This window comes from Enterococcus sp. DIV0682 (assembly GCF_051712685.1).
GTDB classification, from domain to species: Bacteria; Bacillota; Bacilli; order Lactobacillales; family Enterococcaceae; genus Enterococcus; species Enterococcus faecalis.
On the sequence record NZ_JBIOPK010000001.1, the window covers coordinates 1065070 to 1083411 of the forward strand.

The window sequence follows — 18342 nt, forward strand, 5'->3', positions numbered from 1 at the left end:
AAGTTTTAAAAGTAACAAAGTTTGTAAAAAAGTAGCGGAGGGATAGTTTGAATCGAGAAATATTTTTTGAATTAGTAGAATTAAAAGCAAAAACAGCGAGTGTTTTGCCATTTTTGTTAGGAATTTGTTTTAGTTGGTACCAATATGGGCGGCTCCATGTCGGTTATGTTTTAATTTTTTTCATTGCGATGTTTATTTTTAATATGGCGGTCGATATTTTAGATAATTATAATGATTACCATCATGCCACAGAAGTTCATGATTATAAGGAAAAAACGAATATTATCGGTCGAGAAAATTTATCTTTGCCATTAATACGCAAAATGATTTTTTGGATGATTCTCGTTTCTGCTTTAATGGGGATTGGGTTGTCATTTATTGTCGGCTGGCCGTTATTAATTATGGGTCTGTATTGTTACTTAATTGGTATTTTTTATTCATCAGGACCGAAACCTTTGTCCAGTCTACCATTAGGGGAAGTTTTCTCAGGATTTACAATGGGGTTCATGATTACCCTTATTTGTGTCTACATTAATACGTTTGAAGTTTTCAATTGGTCAGCAGCTAATTTATGGGGGATTTTCTTAGTCGCTTTACCTAATACTTGTTACATTGCTAACTTAATGTTAGCAAATAATATCTGTGACTTAGAGGAAGATGAAAATAACAAGAGATATACATTAGTTCATTACCTTGGCAAAGCAAGTTCTTTGAAATTATTCGTCGGATTAAATACAATAGCAATGTTAGCCATTTTGTTAGCTGTCGGTTTAGGATTAACCCCGCCAACAATGTTACTCATGCTTTTAACTTTACCTTTTGTACGGAAACAAACCCAAGCCTTACTGAAGGAACAAGTGAAGAGTAAAACATTTGTTTGTGCTGTGAAGATCTTAGCTGTGGGAGCAACTGCACAAGTGCTATTTTTTGCCATAGGTTTGTGGTGGCTGTAAATTTTTTATAGAGTGGAAGGGAATCAAAATGAATAAGAAACATGTTGTTATTTTAGGTGCTGGTTACGCAGGCTTAAAAACATTACGCGAATTACAAAAAGGCGCCAAAGACGTCGAAATTACTTTAGTGGATCGTAATAACTATCACTACGAAGCAACGGACTTGCATGAAGTTGCTGCTGGAACACAACCAGCTGAAAAAATCACATACAATATTATGGATGTTGTCGATGAAAAAATGACAACCTTTATCCAAGGAACAGTTAAAACAATTGATGCTGCAACACAAACAGTTGCTTTAGAAGATGGTCAAGCAATCAATTATGATTACTTAGTTGTTTCTCTTGGGTTTGAATCAGAATCATTTGGTATCCCTGGTGTGCAAGAACATGCTCTACAAATGGTAGATGTGAAAACGGCTTTAAACGTGTATGAACATATCCAAGAACAAATGCGTCAATACAAAGCAACTCAAAACGAAGAATTCTTAAAAATTGTTGTCTGTGGAGCAGGCTTTACAGGGATTGAATTATTAGGTTCTCTTGTTGAAAACAAACCAAAATTTGCTGAAATCGCAGGTGTCTCAACAGATCAAATCCAAATTTATTGTGTCGAAGCAGTTACTCGCCTATTGCCGATGTTTAACGAAAAACTTGCGAACTATGGTGTGCAATTATTAAAAGATTCAGCTATTCATTTATTATTAGGTAAACCGATTAAAGAAATCAAACCAGGCGCAGTTGTTTATCAAGATAACGAAGCAGGCGACTTGGCAGAACTTTCTGCCAAAACAATTATTTGGACAACGGGTGTTAGTGGAAGCCACGTTGTAGGCGATTCTGGATTTGAAGCTCGTCGTGGTCGTGTCATGGTTCAACCAGATTTAACAGATGCGAACCATAGCAACGTCTATATTATTGGTGACTGCTCAGCAGTTATGGATACAGAAACCAATCGACCTTACCCAACAACAGCACAAATCGCCTTGAAGATGGGCGCTCATGCTGCTAAAAATATTCAAGCACAATTGAAAGGGGAAGCAACTAAACCTTTCAGCTTTAAATCACAAGGTTCTGTTTGTTCTGTCGGAAATACACGTGCTTTAGGAATTGTTGGTAAAACAGACATTAAAGGATACCCAGCTTCATTCATGAAAAAAATTATCATGAACAAAGCGCTCTTTGAAACAGGTGGTACCAAAGAAATGATGGCTAAAGGTCGTTTCGACTTATACCATTAAGAATCAGCAAAATAAGAAATAATGAGGTCGGGACAGAACCGTTTAGCTCCGAGAAATAAGAAGAAATTTCCGAAAATTGCTCTTTAATTTTTGGAGAATTTCGGCTTATTTCCGAAGGAGTTGGTTCTGTTCCCGCCGTTTATCAGTTTTTGAGCGTGGAGTAAAAATCCAAAGTGATTTTTGTCCCACGCTCATTTTTCTTAAATGAAAGTTTTTAAAAAATTTCCATGATTTTTCAAGTAAAATGAGGTGGGCACTTTTGTTCGATTCCATTTTTATGTATAATGAGAAGTGATGGAAAGAGGGAAGTTAAATGGCACAAAAAAGAGCAACAAATAAGAAAAAAAGTACGACAAAGAAAAAGACCAAAAAACAACAGCAACAACAAGAACGTTTAAATTATATGTTTCTTGGCCTGATTTTTATTTTATTCGGTGTCTTTGGACTCTTTCGCTTAGGGTTTTTAGGCACGTTATTAGCGAATTGTTTACGCTTAGTTGTAGGTAATACCTTTCCATTTGCAGCGATTTTACTAATCCTGTATGGCTTATTAGTCATGATTTATGGGAAAGATTTTCCGTTAAAAAGAGGGCGCCCTATTTTTGGGGCTGTTCTGATTTATATTAGTGTTTTGTTATTTTTCCATGCCTTTATGTTTCGAAATGTTAGTGGCAGTCAACCAGATATTTTAGGTAACACTTGGGAATTTTTGCAAAGCGATTTAAAAGCCAACCAAGTGACGCAAAACGTAGGGGGCGGTATGATTGGCGCGCTGCTTTATCAAGGAACGTACTTTTTGGTGGCACAATTTGGCAGCTATTTAATTGCCACATTGCTACTGTTAGCGGGTATTTTCTTGATGAGTATGTGGGATTTTCAGCAAATTGTTGATCATTTCCAAAGTATTCAAGATCGCCTAAGTCATGTTTCGGCAAAATCACAGGCGCGACAAGAAGAAAAAGAGGCGAAGCGAGCAGCGAAGAAAGAAGCCAAAGCTGCAGAACGCCAAGCAAAAATTGAAGCCGCTGCCCAACAAAAATTACAAGAGCGGGAACGTATGGAACAAGCGGCAGCCGAGCGCTTAACAAAAACACCAGTTGAAACCCACCAACCAATGGTGGAAGAACCGGCCGCACCAACGCCTGTTCAAATTGATTCGTTTCAACAGCAAAATCAGGCGATGCCTGTACCACCAATTGCAGCAACAAAACCGCACCGAGAGCAGGAAGAAAAGGCGGCAGATGAAGCTGGTGTTCTCGAGTTTGAAATTTCTGAAGAAGCGGAAGATCGTGATTATCAACTACCACCAACTGATTTGTTAGATACAATTCAAGCAACGGATCAAAGTGGTGAATATGAAAAAATCGAAAAAAATATTGGCGTCTTAGAACAAACCTTCAAGAGTTTTGGTGTTGATGCTAAAGTAGTCAAAGCTAGTTTAGGACCATCTGTCACAAAATTTGAAGTTCAACCCGCTGTGGGGGTAAAAGTTAGCAAAATTGTTAACTTGACGGATGACATTGCTTTAGCGCTTGCGGCCAAAGACGTTCGTATGGAGGCCCCAATCCCTGGCAAATCACTAATCGGGATTGAAGTTCCTAATAGTGCAATTAGTACAGTATCCTTTAGAGATATTGTTGAGGCACAACCAAGTCATCCAGATAAACTACTAGAAGTACCTTTAGGTCGAGATATTTCAGGGATGGTTCAAACTGCGGATCTATCAAAAATGCCGCATTTATTAATTGCAGGATCGACAGGGAGTGGGAAATCGGTTGCTATCAATGGCATCATCACAGGTATTTTGATGCAAGCGAAACCCCATGAAGTAAAATTAATGATGATTGACCCGAAAATGGTGGAATTGAATGTGTATAACGGGATTCCTCATTTATTAACGCCAGTGGTTACTAATCCGAGAAAAGCGGCCCAAGCCCTGCAAAAAGTAGTTCAAGAAATGGAATTTCGTTATGAAAAATTTGCAGCAACAGGCGTCCGAAATATCACTGGTTACAATCAACTAATTCAACAGAAAAATGCGGAAGATGGCGAAAATCGTCCGATTCTGCCATTTATTGTTGTCATTGTTGATGAGTTAGCTGATTTAATGATGGTGGCAAGTAACGAAGTAGAAGATGCGATTATCCGCTTAGCCCAAATGGCACGGGCAGCAGGCATTCATATGATTTTAGCGACACAACGGCCAAGTGTGGATGTCATTACAGGAATCATCAAAGCAAATGTCCCTTCTCGAATGGCTTTTGCAGTCTCAAGTGGGACAGACTCGCGTACCATTATTGATACTAACGGGGCGGAGAAACTATTAGGTCGAGGCGATATGCTCTTCTTACCAATGGGAGAAAATAAACCAATTCGTATCCAAGGGGCCTTTATCTCTGATCAAGAAGTCGAACGAGTGGTTGCGTTTGTAACGGACCAACAAGAAGCTGAATATCAAGAAAGCATGATGCCAACGGATGAACCGACCACTTCAGGCGGTGGCGAAGCTCCTCAAGATGAGTTGTTTGAAGAAGCGAAAAACTTGGTAGTTGAAATGCAAACAGCTAGTATTTCATTGCTACAAAGACGTTTTAGAATTGGCTATAATCGTGCGGCTCGCTTAGTGGATGAATTGGAAGCACACGGAGTTATTGGACCATCAGAAGGTAGCAAACCAAGAAAAGTCTTTCTACAAGCGGAATCAGAAGAGGCAGTACCTGAAACGCCAGAACAATAAACAAAAAGAACAAAAATAGATAAATTTATCTATTTTTGTTCTTTTTTTATAATTTCAGCAAAGCATCATGTTATAATCATCATTTTCTGGTAAAATAGAAAGGAATAGTGCGGTTGGGAGGGAGCGTATCATGAGAAGAAAGAGCGTGCTTTATTTAGAAGTAGCAGATCAGATTAAAGAAGATATTTTGAGTGGCAAGTATCCAGTAGGAACGTTTTTACCAACAGAAACAGAATTGGAAGAGATGTTTAATGTTAGTAAAATTACGATTCGGCGGGCAATCGAAATGTTAGCAACAGAAGAATTTGTTGAGAAAAAAAGTGGCCGAGGCACAACTGTGTTAAGCAATCGTCCCTATAATAAACTATCAAAAGCAGGGACATTCACTGAATTTTTGAATGAATCAGGTCAGAAAGTAACTAAAAAAGTTTTACAAGTTGAAAACTTGACGTTGTCAAAAGAGATGCCGGCTTATCAATTTTTAGGAGAAGAAGTGGTTCACCTTTCACGGTTATATCTAATCGATGAACAACCCTATATTTATTTTAATTACTATTTGCCAGCTGCCATGAAAGACGTATCATTGACTGAATACAAAGAAGAATCCTTGTATCGTTTGATGGATCGACATGCCATTGAAATTTATAAATTTGAAGACCGTTTTGAAGTTGCAACTTTGACAGAAGCAGAGCAAAAGATGTTGCAAACAACTGAAACAACGGGCTTAAAAAGAATTCGGCGTTCGTTAAGCCCAACAGGTCGTTGCGTAGAATATTCAGAAGCTATTTATAATACGAAGATTCATCCTTATGTGATTGAATATGAAGCATAACTTTTAAAAGAATAACAGTGCACTTACAGTAATGTAAGTTCATTGTTATTCTTTTCTATTGTCGTTTTTTTTCGTTTTCGATACACTAAATGAGTGAGAAGAATAGGAGTGGAAAATATGTTAGAAGTACAAAATTTGAAAAAAGTTTACGGAAACGAAATTAAATATGAAGCTTTAAAAGGGATTAATTTAACTGTCCAAGATGGTGAATTTATTGGTATTATGGGACCTTCTGGAAGTGGGAAAAGTACACTTTTAAATTTATTGGCAACAATCGATAGTCCAACAGACGGTGAAATACTTTTAAATGGAAAAAATCCAAACAATTTGAATCAAGAACAAATTGCTAAATTCCGTCGTACAGAATTAGGATTTGTTTTTCAAAGCTTTAATTTAATGCCAACATTAACTGTTGAAGAAAATATTATTTTGCCATTGACGCTTGATGGAGAAAAAGTCTCTGTAATGAAACGACAATTAGCAGAATTAAGTGAGCGTTTAGGTATCAATCATCTGTTGAAAAAACGAATTGCAGAAATTTCTGGTGGACAAGCACAGCGTGTCGCCGTTGCGCGGGCAATGATTCATCATCCGCAATTATTATTGGCTGATGAACCAACAGGAAACTTAGATACGAAATCATCTAAGGATGTGATGGGCTTGTTACAACAATTAAACGAAGAAGAAGCGGCGACTATTTTAATGGTGACCCATGATCCGCTAGCCGCAAGTTATTGCAAGCGCATCGTCTTTATTAAAGATGGTGAATTAATTGATGAAATTGTCCAAAATGGCAATCAAAAAGAGTTCTACGATTTAATCATGGTGAAACTGGCTGAGATTGAAGGTGTCGATAATGAATTTTAATCAGTTTGTTATAAGAAACACGATTCGAAATAAGCATTTATACTTGGCTTATTTCCTAAGTACAATGTTTTCTGTGATGATCTTTTTTACGTTCACTGGTTTTGTCTTTCACCCAGCCTTAGCTAATGGTTTAAATCCTAAAGCACAAATGGGAATGACGGCTGCGGCAATTATAATCTATGGTTTCTCTTTCTTATTCGTTTTATACTCGATGGATGTCTTTATCCAATCTCGGAAAAAAGAGTTTGGAACCTTGATGATTCAAGGGATGAGTCCAAAACAGTTAAAGAAAATGATTTTTATTGAAAACTTAGTGATTGGTTTCTTTGCTACAATTTTTGGTAGCATTTTAGGTGTTGGATTTTCACAGTTTATTTTATGGATTAGCAATTTATTGATGCATCTAGGTTTAGGTTTTTATTTGCCAGTGATGCCGTTTATCATTACTGTCATTTCATTTGCGGTCTTGTTCTTAGTAATTTCTTTCTTTATTCAATTCCGCTTGCCAAAAGCGACACTTCAAGAGCTATTAAAAGCAGGGGAAATGGGTAAAGGTGAAATCAAAAGCTCTAAAGTTAAATCTTTCTTAGCCGTGTTGCTTTTAGTTGTCGGTTATGGAATTGCTTTAGTTGCTAAGGGACAGTTAGTTTTAATGGTGATGTTCCCAGTAATTTTCTTAGTTATTTTAGGGACAAAATTCTTATTTGACCAATTGAGTGTTTCTGTCATTGAACGTTTAAAACGGAAACCAAAAATCTTTTGGAAAAAAACCAATATGGTCGTTTTATCAGATTTAGCTTTCCGCATGAAAGATAATGCACGTTCGTTCTTCTTGGTTTCGGTGATTTCAACGGTCGCTTTTGCTGCCATTGGAACGTTATACGGCGTGAACGAGATGATTTTTAAAGGAATAAGTTCTGTACCGTACGAACTGACATTGTCTGATTCGACCAACCCAGAAAATCAAGAAATGAAACAATTTGCGACAAAAACATTCCAAGAAAAAAATATTCAGTTTGATGAAGTGGAGTATCCACAATTTACAACAAATGAAGGTATCCGCTTAATTCAAGCATCAGAATATAATAAGTTAGCAAAAATGATTGACGAACCAACGATTGATGGGAATAGCGTAGTTAATTTAAAACAAGAAAATGTTCCTTCAGATATGTTTGTGGACGTAAAAACAGTTAGTTTAGCTAACAATCAAACTTTAAAAGTCGATAAAATCTCTAAAACCAATGTTTTGCCAACAGCTGGAGGGATTTTAGTTGTTCCTGATACAACACCGTTAGACGGAGTTAAAAGTGAAATAAATACCATTTGGCAGCCCAAAGCAGGAACTGATCGTGAAGAATTGATAAAAGCAGAAAATATCATTGGTGACAAGTACCCAATGTTACTAGGAACAGCTGCAATGTCGGCAGCCATTACGCAATTTTATACGCCAGTTCTATTTGTCGGACTATTTATCGGTATCGTGTTCTTTGTTTCGGCGGGTAGTTTCTTATACTTCCGTTTATACAGTGATATGAATACGGACGTTGAAAAATTCAAGATGATTTACAAACTTGGCTTGACGAAAAAAGAATTGAAGAAAATGATTTACCAACAAGTAGGTATTTTATTCTTTACCCCAATTGTTGTTTCATTTATTCATGGAGCTGTTGCTTTGAAAGCAATGTATGCTGTCTTAGATCAGCCAATGCAATTAGCTGGCTGGGAAGTTTTAGGCGTTTTCTTATTGATTCAGGTCGTTTACTATTTAATTGCCAGAACGTTCTACTTCAAGAAAGTTTATCACTTAGTGAAAGATTAATTATAAAAAATCGTTAAGCATGCACGCTTAACGATTTTTTTTTGAGGCTCTTCGTGATATTGCATTCAAAGTGAGAATACGTTATAGTTATGAAGCGAATGTAATAGCAGAAATGAGGAAAAGAAATGCAGAAAGAATCCATTTATGGACTGACGAGAGAACAGCTTGTGGACTGGTTTTTAGCCCATGGCGAGAAGAAATTTCGCGCAACACAAGTGTGGGAATGGTTGTATACAAAACGTGTTGCTTCGTTTAGTGAAATGTCGAACATTTCTAAATCGTTGATGACTTTATTAGAAGAAAATTTTTCATTAAATCCATTAAAACAAGTCATTGTGCAAGAAGCGCAAGATGGTACCGTGAAATATTTATTTGAATTACCAGATAAAAATATGATTGAAACAGTCTTAATGCGTCAAGAATATGGATTATCTGTTTGTGTGACCACTCAAGTTGGCTGCAATATTGGGTGTACATTTTGTGCTAGTGGGCTATTAAAAAAACAAAGAGATTTAACTGCTGGCGAGATTGTTGCCCAAATTATGTGGGTGCAACATTATTTCGATGAACGTGGGTTGGATGAACGTGTTAGCCATGTCGTTGTGATGGGAATTGGTGAACCATTTGATAATTATGCAAATGTCATGAACTTTTTACGAACGATTAATGATGATAAAGGTTTGGCCATTGGTGCCCGCCATATTACAGTTTCAACAAGTGGTTTAGTGCCAAAAATTCGTGAATTTGCAGACAGTGGACTACAAGTAAACTTAGCAATCTCATTACATGCTCCTAACAACGAAGTCCGTACATCAATTATGCGGATTAATCGTAGTTTTCCAATTGAAAAATTAATGGCAGCAATTGATGAATACATTGAAAAAACCAACCGACGTGTTACATTTGAATATATTATGTTGAGTCAAGTGAACGACCGACCAGAACATGCTCAACAATTAGCAGATTTACTACGGAATAAGAAAAAACTTTCTTATGTTAATCTGATTCCGTATAACCCAGTGAGTGAACACGATCAATATAGCCGAAGCTCTAAAGAAGCGGTTTTAAAATTTTATGATGTACTCAAAAAGAATGGCATCAATTGTGTTATTCGTAAAGAGCACGGAACAGATATTGATGCGGCTTGCGGACAATTACGCAGTAAACAAATGAAAAAAGAAAAAGTCAAAAACCAATAACGTAGTTAAAATCGGATCAGAAAGGTTTCTTTTTGATTCGATTTTTCGTTTATTTAATAAAAAATCGTCGGTTTTTCCATTCTTGTTTATAAACAAAAGATGAATGCTCTAAAACTTTTATGACAAATTTTCTTTTTGTGGTTTTCAAACTTGAAATTCTAAAAGAAATAGCTATACTGAAAAGAGATCGTCACAGAATTTTTCATGAAAACAGCTATTATTTTCGTTATCTTTTCAAGAAAGTGAAATTTTGTTACGCTTGTTTAGTTTAAATGAAATGAGGGAGTCTATGGAGAAAAAGCAATTAAAAAGAGAGATAACAACGTTTGGTGCGTTATCCACGGTAATGGGTACGGTGATTGGCGCTGGTGTTTTCTTTAAAGCTGCGAGTGTCGTTGGACACGCACAGTCAGCTAGTTTAGCTATTTTTGCTTGGGTGTTAGGTGGTGCCTTAACCATTTGTGCAGGATTAACCAGCGCCGAACTTGCTACAGCAATCCCTGAAACAGGTGGCGCAGTGAAGTATATTGAATATACATATGGTAAATTAGCTGGTTTTCTTTTAGGGTGGGCACAAAGTATCATTTATTATCCTGCCAACATTTCGGCGTTATCCATTATTTTTAGTACACAACTAATCAATTTGTTTCATCTATCGGCAAATTTATTGATCCCGATTGCCATTCTTGCGGGAACTAGTATCACCGTAATTAATTTATTAGGAACAAAAATTGCTTCTTTGGTCCAATCAACAACATTGGTGGTAAAACTGATTCCAATTGCCTTGATTTCTTTAGTAGGATTATTTACTCCAGGACAGGTAGCTGTTTCACTTTTTCCTGTTGAAACAACAGCGAATACTGGCTTTTTAGTTGCTTTTAGTGGCGCCTTAGTCGCCACCATGTTTGCTTATGATGGCTGGCTAGGTGTGGGTAACGTGGCTGGTGAAATGAAGCGACCAGAAAGAGACTTGCCTAAAGCCATTATTTTTGGTTTGTTATTGATTACTTTAATTTATGCTTTAATTAATTTTGTGTTTCTAAAAACATTACCAATTGAGCAAATCGCTGGGAATTTGAATGCAGCTTCGGATGCTTCTGTGGCTATTTTTGGACCAATTGGCGGCAAAATCGTAACTATTGGGATTTTAATCTCTGTATATGGTGCGTTAAACGGCTACACAATGACAGGGATTCGGATTCCTTATGCCTTAGCCTTAGATAATCTGATGCCTTTTAGTCGACAGTTTCAAAAGTTGTCTAAACGCTTTGTTGTTCCTTACGTTGCTGGAATTTTCCAGTTAGCTGTAGCCATTATCATGATGTTTTTCGGAACCTTCGATTTATTGACGGATATGTTAGTTTTTGTTATGTGGCTGTTTAATCTATTAATTTTCTTAGCCGTTTTTATTTTAAGAAAACGAGAACCTGAATTAAAACGTCCGTATAAAGTTCCTGGCTATCCAATTATTCCAATTATCGCAAGTCTAGGTGGTATCTTTATCTTGGTTACAACGAGTATTACACAGCCTATTCTTGCATTGATTGGTATAGGGATTACGCTTCTAGGAATTCCAGTTTATTTAGTTAATAAACAAAAAACGAAGCAAAAAACGTAAACGATCCAATCGGATTATCATAGTTTTTCTCAAAAATTTTGTGATTCAGAGAAATTTTTGAAAACTAAACGCAAGATTTTTTTAGTATAATACTAAGTGTCTAGGAGTTCCACTATTTTGGGGAAGATAGATGGACAGCGCAAACTTCAAAAAAAGAACCTTCATCTTATTGGTGAAGGTTCTTTTTTTGCTGAAATCATAAAATAAATGCGTAGTTTATTAGTGAGAGGAGGAAATGAATGACTGAAAATGTAAAAAAATTGGCTCATCAATTAATTGAATGGGGCGTCCTTCATGGGGCGCAAGACGTTTATTTTTTACCCAATGATACCGAAATAGCTATCTCTTTTCGGACAGGGATGCAACGGACACCTTACACACAAGTTTCCGCAGAAATAGGCGAAAAGTTAATTTTCCACTTTAAATTTATAGGCGGCATGGATGTCGGAGAAAGACGAAAAGCACAATTAGGCGCGACAACTTATCTAATTGGCGAGACGAAGCAACGCTTGCGTTTATCATCTGTGGGAGATTTTCAGAATCGAGAGAGCTTGGTAATTCGTTTTTTGCACCGATTTGGTGAACAAGCTGAACATTTTTTCTTTCCCCACCAGCTGAATGAAATTGAAGCATCTTGTCAGAAACGAGGACTTTATTTATTCAGTGGGCCAGTTGGTTCTGGGAAAACAACAACCATGTATCGTGTGGCTAAAGAAAGAAGTGGCGAACAACAAGTGATAGCGATTGAGGATCCTGTTGAAATTGAGGAAAAGCAGTTTTTACAGTTGCAAACAAATGAAAAAATTCAGTTAACGTACGAAGCCTTGATCAAAGTTTGCTTGCGCCATCATCCTGATATTTTGATTATTGGTGAAATTCGTGATGGCGAGACGGCTCAAGCAGTTATTCGAGCCGCCTTAACGGGTCATACTATTTTTGCGACAATTCACGCCCGTAACTTATTGGGGGTGCAACGGCGTTTGATAGAATTAGGTGGCCCAGAGCATGAATTGGCTGAATGCTTGCAAGGTATCATTTATCAACAGATTTTGACAACCACGATTAATAAGGAACAAGTAGCAGGAATTCTTTATGATTATTTTTTCTTTAAGGGAGCCGTTATAAAGAGTAGTTGGCAAAAGAATCTAAGAAAGGCGTGGGCGTATGGGTTTATTACAGAAAAAACGTATTTTCAAGCCATCGAATAAATTAACGAAAAAACAACAGCAGCTTTTTCTGAAACTATTAGCGGATTTACTTGCAAATGGTTTTAATATACAAGAAAGTTTTTCCTTCATGAAAAAATCAAACGCCTTACCTCAGCACAGTATAACTTTTTTAGTTGAAGGCTTTTCCTCAGGCATTGCCTTACAAGCTTTAGTCGAAGAATTAGGGTTTTCAACAATGGTCTCGGCACAATTGTCGTTTGCTACCGCACACGGGGATTTGGTAGGGACACTACAAGCGATTTCCGAACATTTTTTTCAAACGGAAAAATATCGGCAACAGTTCTATAAAATAATTAGTTATCCGCTGCTCCTGATTGTTTTTTTGATTCTCGTCATTGTTGGTATTCGGCAATTTTTATTGCCCCAATTAATGGAAAATGATGCCAATAGTTATTCTAAAAATATTGGGATTCTTCTGATTGTTTACAGTCCATACATTCTGGTTACCTTAGTTTTTGTCCTCTCATTTAGCTTCTTCATTTTAAACCGTTATTTGAAGCATCAGTCTGCTATTCAGAGGGCCTGCGTATATCTGAAATTGCCAATTATCCGTGGCCTTTATCGGGAATACGTCAGTGCTTTTTTTGCACTAGAATGGGGGAAGTTGCTCGCACAAGGATTAGAAATGAAAGAAGTCATCGATTTGATGCGCCATACAACCAATTACCCCTTAATGAAAGAATTAGCTGGAGCAATTAGTGAAGGTCTGCTAGTTGGTGAAACCTTACATAGACAATTAGCTGCTTATCCTTTTTTTACAAAAGCATTGGGTTTAATGATTCAACAAGGAGAAGTAAAAGGAAAATTAGGCAAGGAGTTGATGGTTTATAGTAATGTCTGTTTCCAAGGTTTTTTCAAAAAAATTGAACGAGTCATTACTCTCGTTCAACCACTTATTTTTATCATAATTGCTTGTTTAATTATCGGTGTTTATGGGGCAATGTTGCTGCCTATTTATGGCAATATGGAAGGAGTTTTATAATGAAAAAGAAACAAAAATACGCGGGGTTTACATTATTAGAAATGTTGATTGTCTTATTGATTATTTCCGTATTGATTTTACTTTTTGTCCCTAACTTAGCGAAACATAAAGAAACAGTTGACAAAAAAGGCAATGAAGTAATCGTAAAAATTGTAGAATCACAAATCGAGCTCTACACACTAGAAAAAAATAAGACGCCTTCCTTAAATGAATTAGTCAACGAAGGCTACATTACTAAAGAGCAGTTAGATAAATATACAGCAGAAAAGCAATGAACAAGTCAGCAGGATTCACATTAATGGAAACACTTGCTAGTTTAACGATTGTTTGCTTTATGACTATGCTCCCAACACTCGCTATTAACCGCTGGCAAGAAACATTAAAAATTGAACAGTTTCTTGCTACGGTAGAAAAACAACTTCGTTTTGCGCAACAGCAAGCAATTGTTTTAGAGGAAACACAAGAAGTTTGGTTTTTTGAAGAACAACAAAGCTTTTCATTTCCTGATAAATTTAACCAATCAGCTCGAAGGACTTCGCTAGCTGTACCTGAAAAAATGACAGTGAGTGGTCCAAGCAAACTCAGTTTTCTTCATTCGTCAGGGAACAATGGTCGTTTAGTGAAATATATTTTTACTTGGACTGAAAAGAAACAGCAACTTATTTTACAATTTCAGATGGGGAGTGGCAAATATACGAAGAAAATTAACTATTTATAGCGGTTTTATTTTATTAGAGAGTCTCGTTAGTTTTAGTATTGTATGTGTGGTAGCAGGGATATTCTCCCTGACTATTACACAATTAATTCAGCAAAATTATCAACGGGAGCAAGAATTAACGCGCACTCGTCTAGGATACGAAGCAATTTTATTTTTAGAGCAGACGGGTGATTTACGTTTCAAAGAGCGGATATATCAAGGAGAAACTTACCGATTTTCTTTGATGGAGAACGAGGGAAGAAGGATACTAAAAGTCACAGATTCAAGAGGAGCGATTTTGATTGGTCAATAAAAAATATGCGGGTTTTACGATGTTAGAGTGTTTAGTGGCACTAGTCGTTTTAAGTTGTATGTGTCAATTGTTTCAGTTGATGATTCAACAAAGTTTTATCGGAAATCAATATTTGAAAAACAATGATTCGAAATCCTGGCATATTTTTTTAATTCAATTAGAAAAAGAATGTCAAAAGCTCGTTTTCCAAACAGGCTCTGCTCAAGAGATTTCTTTCCTCGACTCAGAAACAAACAAGACTATTTCAATTCAAATCAAAGAAGATAAAATTATTAAGCGAGTCAATGGTAAAGGTTACCAACCGCTGTTAATTGGTATCAAAAATGGACAGTTTAAAAATGAAGGACAATCGTTTACTTTGGAAATTACTTTTACTTCTGGAAAAACATTTGATAGTTTTTTTCCAATAAAGGGAGAATTTTAATGAGGCAAAAATATTCAGGAAACTTATTGTTCACGGCCATGGCCTTTGTTTATTTGATGAGTTTTCTCGCCCTTCTGTTACTAGAAGAACGTCAGTTAACACAAAAATTTACGCAAGCTACCCAGGAATACTATGCAGGGCAAAGTATCCTTCATTTATTTCTTGCAGATGTTAAACAAAATAGACGAAAGTTAAAAACAGAAGAAAGGCTCGTATACGCGCAAGTGACCCTCGATTATACGTACAAAAATGAACAATTAAGAATAACTGTTTTATTAAACAAATCTGGTCGAAAATACCAATATCAAGAGAGAGTTTCTCATCAAAAAAAAGCGGAAACAATACTGGAATAGCGTTGTTTTTCTACAAATTATTAGATTTTAGAAGAAAGACAGTAAAGGCATTGATTATTCTTTCTTTTTTCGTTAAAATAAAACAGGTATGGAAGTTGTTACATTTTGAATAGAATAGAGGTGCTAATTTGTTCCCAGAAAAAATTGAAGAGGCTTTCGAGCCAATGGAACAAGCAATCCAGTTATTGCAACAGTCATTGGATACTTCTTTTTTAGATGCGTATATTGAAAATGGTGAAAATATTTTAGATGATTTTCAAGTACGAGTACTTGACGGAGTACCTAATCCAGAGACAGTGAAACAATTAGAAACGCTGTATCATACGATTAAAAAAATTGATTTAGCTCCTGAAGATGTGCGACGCTTGTCCCAATTACTTTTGTTAAAAGGAACGAGAAAAGAGCAGCTTCAAGCAAATCATCAATTGACGCCAGACGGTATTGGCTTTTTGTTTGTTTATTTAGTAGAACAATTAACAAATAAATCAGAGCCATTAAAAATTTTAGATCCTGCTTCAGGAATGGGAAATTTACTGTTAACGGTTCTGCTGAACCTTGAAACAGCTGGTTACAAAGTTTCTGGTTATGGTGTGGATATCGATGAAACACTTTTGGCAGTATCTTCTGTGAACAATGCTTGGTCACAAGCCAATATTCAGTTGTTCCATCAAGACGGATTGCAAGATTTGTTATTGGATCCAGTTGATTTAGCATTAAGTGACTTACCGATTGGCTATTATCCAAATGATGAGCGAGCAAAGGGATTTGCTGCTGCTGCTGAGGAAGGCCATAGTTATGCGCATCATTTATTAATGGAGCAAGCTATGAAATACGTGAAGCCAGCAGGGTTTGGCTTATTCTTAATCCCGACAAATATTTTAGAGACTGAGCAAAGTGAATTCTTTAAAAATTGGTTGACAAAAAATGTCTATTTACAAGGAATGATACAGTTACCTGATGAATTGTTTAAGTCAGAACAATCACGTAAAAGTATCTTGCTTGTTCAAAACAAGGGTGCAGATGCTGAGCAAGTGAAGGAAGTTTTGTTAGCAAAACTTGCCTCTTTGAAAGATATCAATAAAGTAACGGAGTTCTTTAAACAATTTGAAGCTTGGAAAGCTTCAAATTTAAAATAAAATAGTAACGAAGAGGAGAAAATTATGTCTAAAACAATTGCAATTAATGCAGGTAGTTCAAGTTTAAAATGGCAATTATACCAAATGCCAAATGAAGAAGTGATCGCTAAAGGAATCGTTGAACGTATTGGCTTAAAAGATTCTATCTTCACAATTAAATATGGTGAAGGACAAAAATATGAAGTAATTGTTGATATTGATAACCATGAAGTGGCAGTAAAAATGTTACTAGACCAATTAATCGACTTAAACATTTTAGGTTCTTATGATGAAATTACTGGTGTTGGTCACCGTGTAGTTGCTGGTGGAGAAGAATTTAAAGATTCTGTTGTTATTACAGACGAAGTATTAGAAAAAATTGAAGCTTTATCTGAATTAGCACCTTTACACAACCCAGCGAATGCAATGGGGATTAAAGCATTTAAACATATCTTACCAGAAATCATTAGCGTGGCAGTCTTTGATACGTCGTTCCACACAACAATGCCAGAACACAACTATTTATATAGTGTACCGCGTGAATACTATGAAAAATTTGCTGCTCGTAAATATGGGGCACATGGAACAAGTCATCGTTATGTCTCTCAACGTGCCGCAGAAATGTTAGGTCGTCCAATTGAAGACTTGAAAATTATCACTTGTCACTTAGGAAATGGTGCTTCAATCACTGCAGTTGATGGTGGTAAATCAGTCGATACATCAATGGGCTTCACTCCTCTTGCTGGCGTTACAATGGGGACTCGTTCAGGGGATGTTGATGCGTCACTATTGCCTTATTTAATGACAAAACTTGGCTTGACTGATGTACAAGACATGGTTGATATTTTAAACAAAAAATCTGGTTTATTAGGTTTAACAAATGGTTTATCAAGCGACATGCGCGATATTCAATCAAACCTAGATAAACCTGAAGTTCAAACAGCATACAACATTTTTATCGATCGTATTCGTAAATACATTGGTAGCTATGTCACTGTTATGAATGGCGTTGATGCGATTGTCTTTACTGCTGGAATCGGTGAAAATGCAGTTGGCGTTCGTAAAGATATTATTGATGGCATGACTTGGTTTGGTTGTGAAATCGATGATGACAAAAATAATGTACACGGTGAAGAAGCAGTTATCTCAACTGATGATTCAAAAATCAAGCTTCTATTAGTACCAACTGACGAAGAGTTAATGATTGCCCGTGACGTAGAACGTCTAAAATAATTAAACGAACACACCTTGTGAGACGCTCTCACAAGGTGTGCTTAATAGGTCAATAAAGAGAAGCTGAGCCAACTATCACTTTTGATAGTTGGCTCAGTTTCTTCTTATTTTTTATTTTTCTTCATTTTTTGGTAATTTGTTGTCTAAATCCGTCCGTACAACGAGAACATCGCAACTAGCGTTACGGATAACTGATTCAGAGACAGAGCCAATAAATAAACGCTCAACGGCATTTAATCCAGTTGCTCCTAACATAATTAAATCAATGTTGTATTCTTTTGGTAATTCTTTGGCAATAATGTTCTTAGGAGAACCATAGGCTAGAACGCTAGAGACTTTTGTTTGTCCCATATCCACCGCTTGTTGTTGGTAGGTGTCTAAGGTTTCTTTTGCCATTGACATTGCTTCTTCTGCTAGCGCACCATCAAAAGAGGACACTGATTGGAAAGAGCGCGTATCAACAACATGTGCTAATAGTAATTCAGCATCGTTTCGTTTAGCGACGTTGACCGCTTTTTTAAAGGCTAAGTCTGCTTCGTCAGAACCATCGATTGCTATCATAATTTTTTGATATTGTTGTAACATAATAACCGCTCCTTTCAGCGTAAAAAAATCATTAATTGTTTCTATAATAATTGTAAAACAAACAAAGAAAAAAAGAAACTGAAACCGCTTCTTTTTTTCTGAATATTGGCATTTTTTTGTAAAAAAAACTTCGTTCAAAAAAATCT

Annotated in this window: 18 protein-coding genes; 17 read left to right on the forward strand and 1 reads right to left on the reverse strand. The window is 36.4% G+C overall.

Annotation, left to right across the window (positions count from 1 at the left end):
• Positions 1-47 precede the first annotated feature (47 nt).
• The 17 genes from IGK96_RS05085 (at position 48) to IGK96_RS05165 (ending at position 17611) form a co-directional block, all read left to right on the forward strand.
• Positions 48-953, forward strand: coding sequence for a prenyltransferase (locus tag IGK96_RS05085; protein ID WP_002360016.1), 906 nt, complete (start codon positions 48-50; stop codon positions 951-953).
• 28 nt (positions 954-981) lie between these two features.
• Entirely contained in the window at positions 982-2193 is a 1212-nt protein-coding gene (locus tag IGK96_RS05090; protein WP_002401320.1) for an NAD(P)/FAD-dependent oxidoreductase, read from the forward strand.
• Positions 2194-2506: 313 nt separating this feature from the next.
• Positions 2507-4930, forward strand: coding sequence for a DNA translocase FtsK (locus tag IGK96_RS05095; RefSeq protein ID WP_070415770.1), 2424 nt, complete (start codon positions 2507-2509; stop codon positions 4928-4930).
• 130 nt (positions 4931-5060) lie between these two features.
• Positions 5061-5762, forward strand: a complete 702-nt coding sequence (locus tag IGK96_RS05100) for a GntR family transcriptional regulator (RefSeq protein WP_002356983.1) — start codon at positions 5061-5063, stop codon at positions 5760-5762.
• 117 nt (positions 5763-5879) lie between these two features.
• On the forward strand, positions 5880-6629 hold the full coding sequence (locus IGK96_RS05105; protein WP_002381711.1) for an ABC transporter ATP-binding protein: 750 nt from the start codon (positions 5880-5882) through the stop codon (positions 6627-6629).
• Entirely contained in the window at positions 6619-8448 is a 1830-nt protein-coding gene (locus IGK96_RS05110; protein ID WP_010713274.1) for an ABC transporter permease, read from the forward strand. The genes IGK96_RS05105 and IGK96_RS05110 overlap by 11 nt, the downstream gene beginning before the upstream one ends.
• 125 nt (positions 8449-8573) lie before the next feature.
• Complete coding sequence (gene rlmN / locus IGK96_RS05115) at positions 8574-9647, forward strand: 23S rRNA (adenine(2503)-C(2))-methyltransferase RlmN (protein ID WP_002356987.1); 1074 nt, start codon at positions 8574-8576, stop codon at positions 9645-9647.
• Positions 9648-9936: 289 nt separating this feature from the next.
• Positions 9937-11265: an APC family permease gene (locus IGK96_RS05120; protein ID WP_064687249.1), complete on the forward strand. Its 1329-nt coding sequence runs from the start codon at positions 9937-9939 to the stop codon at positions 11263-11265.
• Between the two features lie 239 nt (positions 11266-11504).
• Entirely contained in the window at positions 11505-12473 is a 969-nt protein-coding gene (comGA, locus tag IGK96_RS05125; protein WP_085443259.1) for a competence type IV pilus ATPase ComGA, read from the forward strand.
• Positions 12430-13476 carry a competence type IV pilus assembly protein ComGB gene (gene comGB / locus IGK96_RS05130; RefSeq protein ID WP_085443260.1) on the forward strand — a complete coding sequence of 349 codons (1047 nt, stop codon included), beginning with the start codon at positions 12430-12432 and terminating at the stop codon, positions 13474-13476. The genes comGA and comGB overlap by 44 nt, the downstream gene beginning before the upstream one ends.
• Positions 13476-13751: a competence type IV pilus major pilin ComGC gene (gene comGC, locus IGK96_RS05135; protein WP_438755912.1), complete on the forward strand. Its 276-nt coding sequence runs from the start codon at positions 13476-13478 to the stop codon at positions 13749-13751. The genes comGB and comGC overlap by 1 nt, the downstream gene beginning before the upstream one ends.
• Complete coding sequence (gene comGD, locus IGK96_RS05140) at positions 13748-14194, forward strand: competence type IV pilus minor pilin ComGD (protein ID WP_016618445.1); 447 nt, start codon at positions 13748-13750, stop codon at positions 14192-14194. Before comGC ends, comGD begins: the two co-directional genes overlap by 4 nt.
• Positions 14160-14486 carry a type II secretion system protein gene (locus tag IGK96_RS05145; protein WP_010775953.1) on the forward strand — a complete coding sequence of 109 codons (327 nt, stop codon included), beginning with the start codon at positions 14160-14162 and terminating at the stop codon, positions 14484-14486. The genes comGD and IGK96_RS05145 overlap by 35 nt, the downstream gene beginning before the upstream one ends.
• The gene (gene comGF, locus IGK96_RS05150; protein ID WP_010707381.1) at positions 14476-14910 is read left to right on the forward strand and encodes a competence type IV pilus minor pilin ComGF; all 435 of its coding nucleotides are present in this window, start codon (positions 14476-14478) and stop codon (positions 14908-14910) included. The genes IGK96_RS05145 and comGF overlap by 11 nt, the downstream gene beginning before the upstream one ends.
• Entirely contained in the window at positions 14910-15263 is a 354-nt protein-coding gene (gene comGG / locus IGK96_RS05155) for a competence type IV pilus minor pilin ComGG (protein ID WP_016618446.1), read from the forward strand. Before comGF ends, comGG begins: the two co-directional genes overlap by 1 nt.
• 128 nt (positions 15264-15391) lie before the next feature.
• Complete coding sequence (locus tag IGK96_RS05160) at positions 15392-16399, forward strand: class I SAM-dependent methyltransferase (protein WP_002357063.1); 1008 nt, start codon at positions 15392-15394, stop codon at positions 16397-16399.
• A 24-nt stretch (positions 16400-16423) separates the two neighbouring features.
• Entirely contained in the window at positions 16424-17611 is a 1188-nt protein-coding gene (locus IGK96_RS05165; protein WP_002357064.1) for an acetate/propionate family kinase, read from the forward strand.
• 111 nt (positions 17612-17722) lie between these two features.
• Here IGK96_RS05165 and IGK96_RS05170 read toward each other — a convergent pair whose 3' ends face one another.
• The gene (locus IGK96_RS05170; protein ID WP_002357065.1) at positions 17723-18196 is read right to left on the reverse strand and encodes a universal stress protein; all 474 of its coding nucleotides are present in this window, start codon (positions 18194-18196) and stop codon (positions 17723-17725) included.
• Between the last annotated feature and the right edge of the window lie 146 nt (positions 18197-18342).

Bases quoted from the DNA above. Each gene is read 5' to 3' on its own strand.
- IGK96_RS05090 (WP_002401320.1), top strand. From the start codon at position 982: ATGAATAAGAAACATGTTGTTATTTTAGGTGCTGGTTACGCAGGCTTA.
- IGK96_RS05170 (WP_002357065.1), bottom strand. From the start codon at position 18,196: ATGTTACAACAATATCAAAAAATTATGATAGCAATCGATGGTTCTGAC.
- comGC (WP_438755912.1), top strand. From the start codon at position 13,476: ATGAAAAAGAAACAAAAATACGCGGGGTTTACATTATTAGAAATGTTG.
- IGK96_RS05095 (WP_070415770.1), top strand. From the start codon at position 2,507: ATGGCACAAAAAAGAGCAACAAATAAGAAAAAAAGTACGACAAAGAAA.
- IGK96_RS05165 (WP_002357064.1), top strand. From the start codon at position 16,424: ATGTCTAAAACAATTGCAATTAATGCAGGTAGTTCAAGTTTAAAATGG.
- IGK96_RS05120 (WP_064687249.1), top strand. From the start codon at position 9,937: ATGGAGAAAAAGCAATTAAAAAGAGAGATAACAACGTTTGGTGCGTTA.
- comGB (WP_085443260.1), top strand. From the start codon at position 12,430: ATGGGTTTATTACAGAAAAAACGTATTTTCAAGCCATCGAATAAATTA.
- IGK96_RS05105 (WP_002381711.1), top strand. From the start codon at position 5,880: ATGTTAGAAGTACAAAATTTGAAAAAAGTTTACGGAAACGAAATTAAA.
- comGD (WP_016618445.1), top strand. From the start codon at position 13,748: ATGAACAAGTCAGCAGGATTCACATTAATGGAAACACTTGCTAGTTTA.
- comGA (WP_085443259.1), top strand. From the start codon at position 11,505: ATGACTGAAAATGTAAAAAAATTGGCTCATCAATTAATTGAATGGGGC.
- comGG (WP_016618446.1), top strand. From the start codon at position 14,910: ATGAGGCAAAAATATTCAGGAAACTTATTGTTCACGGCCATGGCCTTT.
- IGK96_RS05110 (WP_010713274.1), top strand. From the start codon at position 6,619: ATGAATTTTAATCAGTTTGTTATAAGAAACACGATTCGAAATAAGCAT.
- IGK96_RS05100 (WP_002356983.1), top strand. From the start codon at position 5,061: ATGAGAAGAAAGAGCGTGCTTTATTTAGAAGTAGCAGATCAGATTAAA.
- rlmN (WP_002356987.1), top strand. From the start codon at position 8,574: ATGCAGAAAGAATCCATTTATGGACTGACGAGAGAACAGCTTGTGGAC.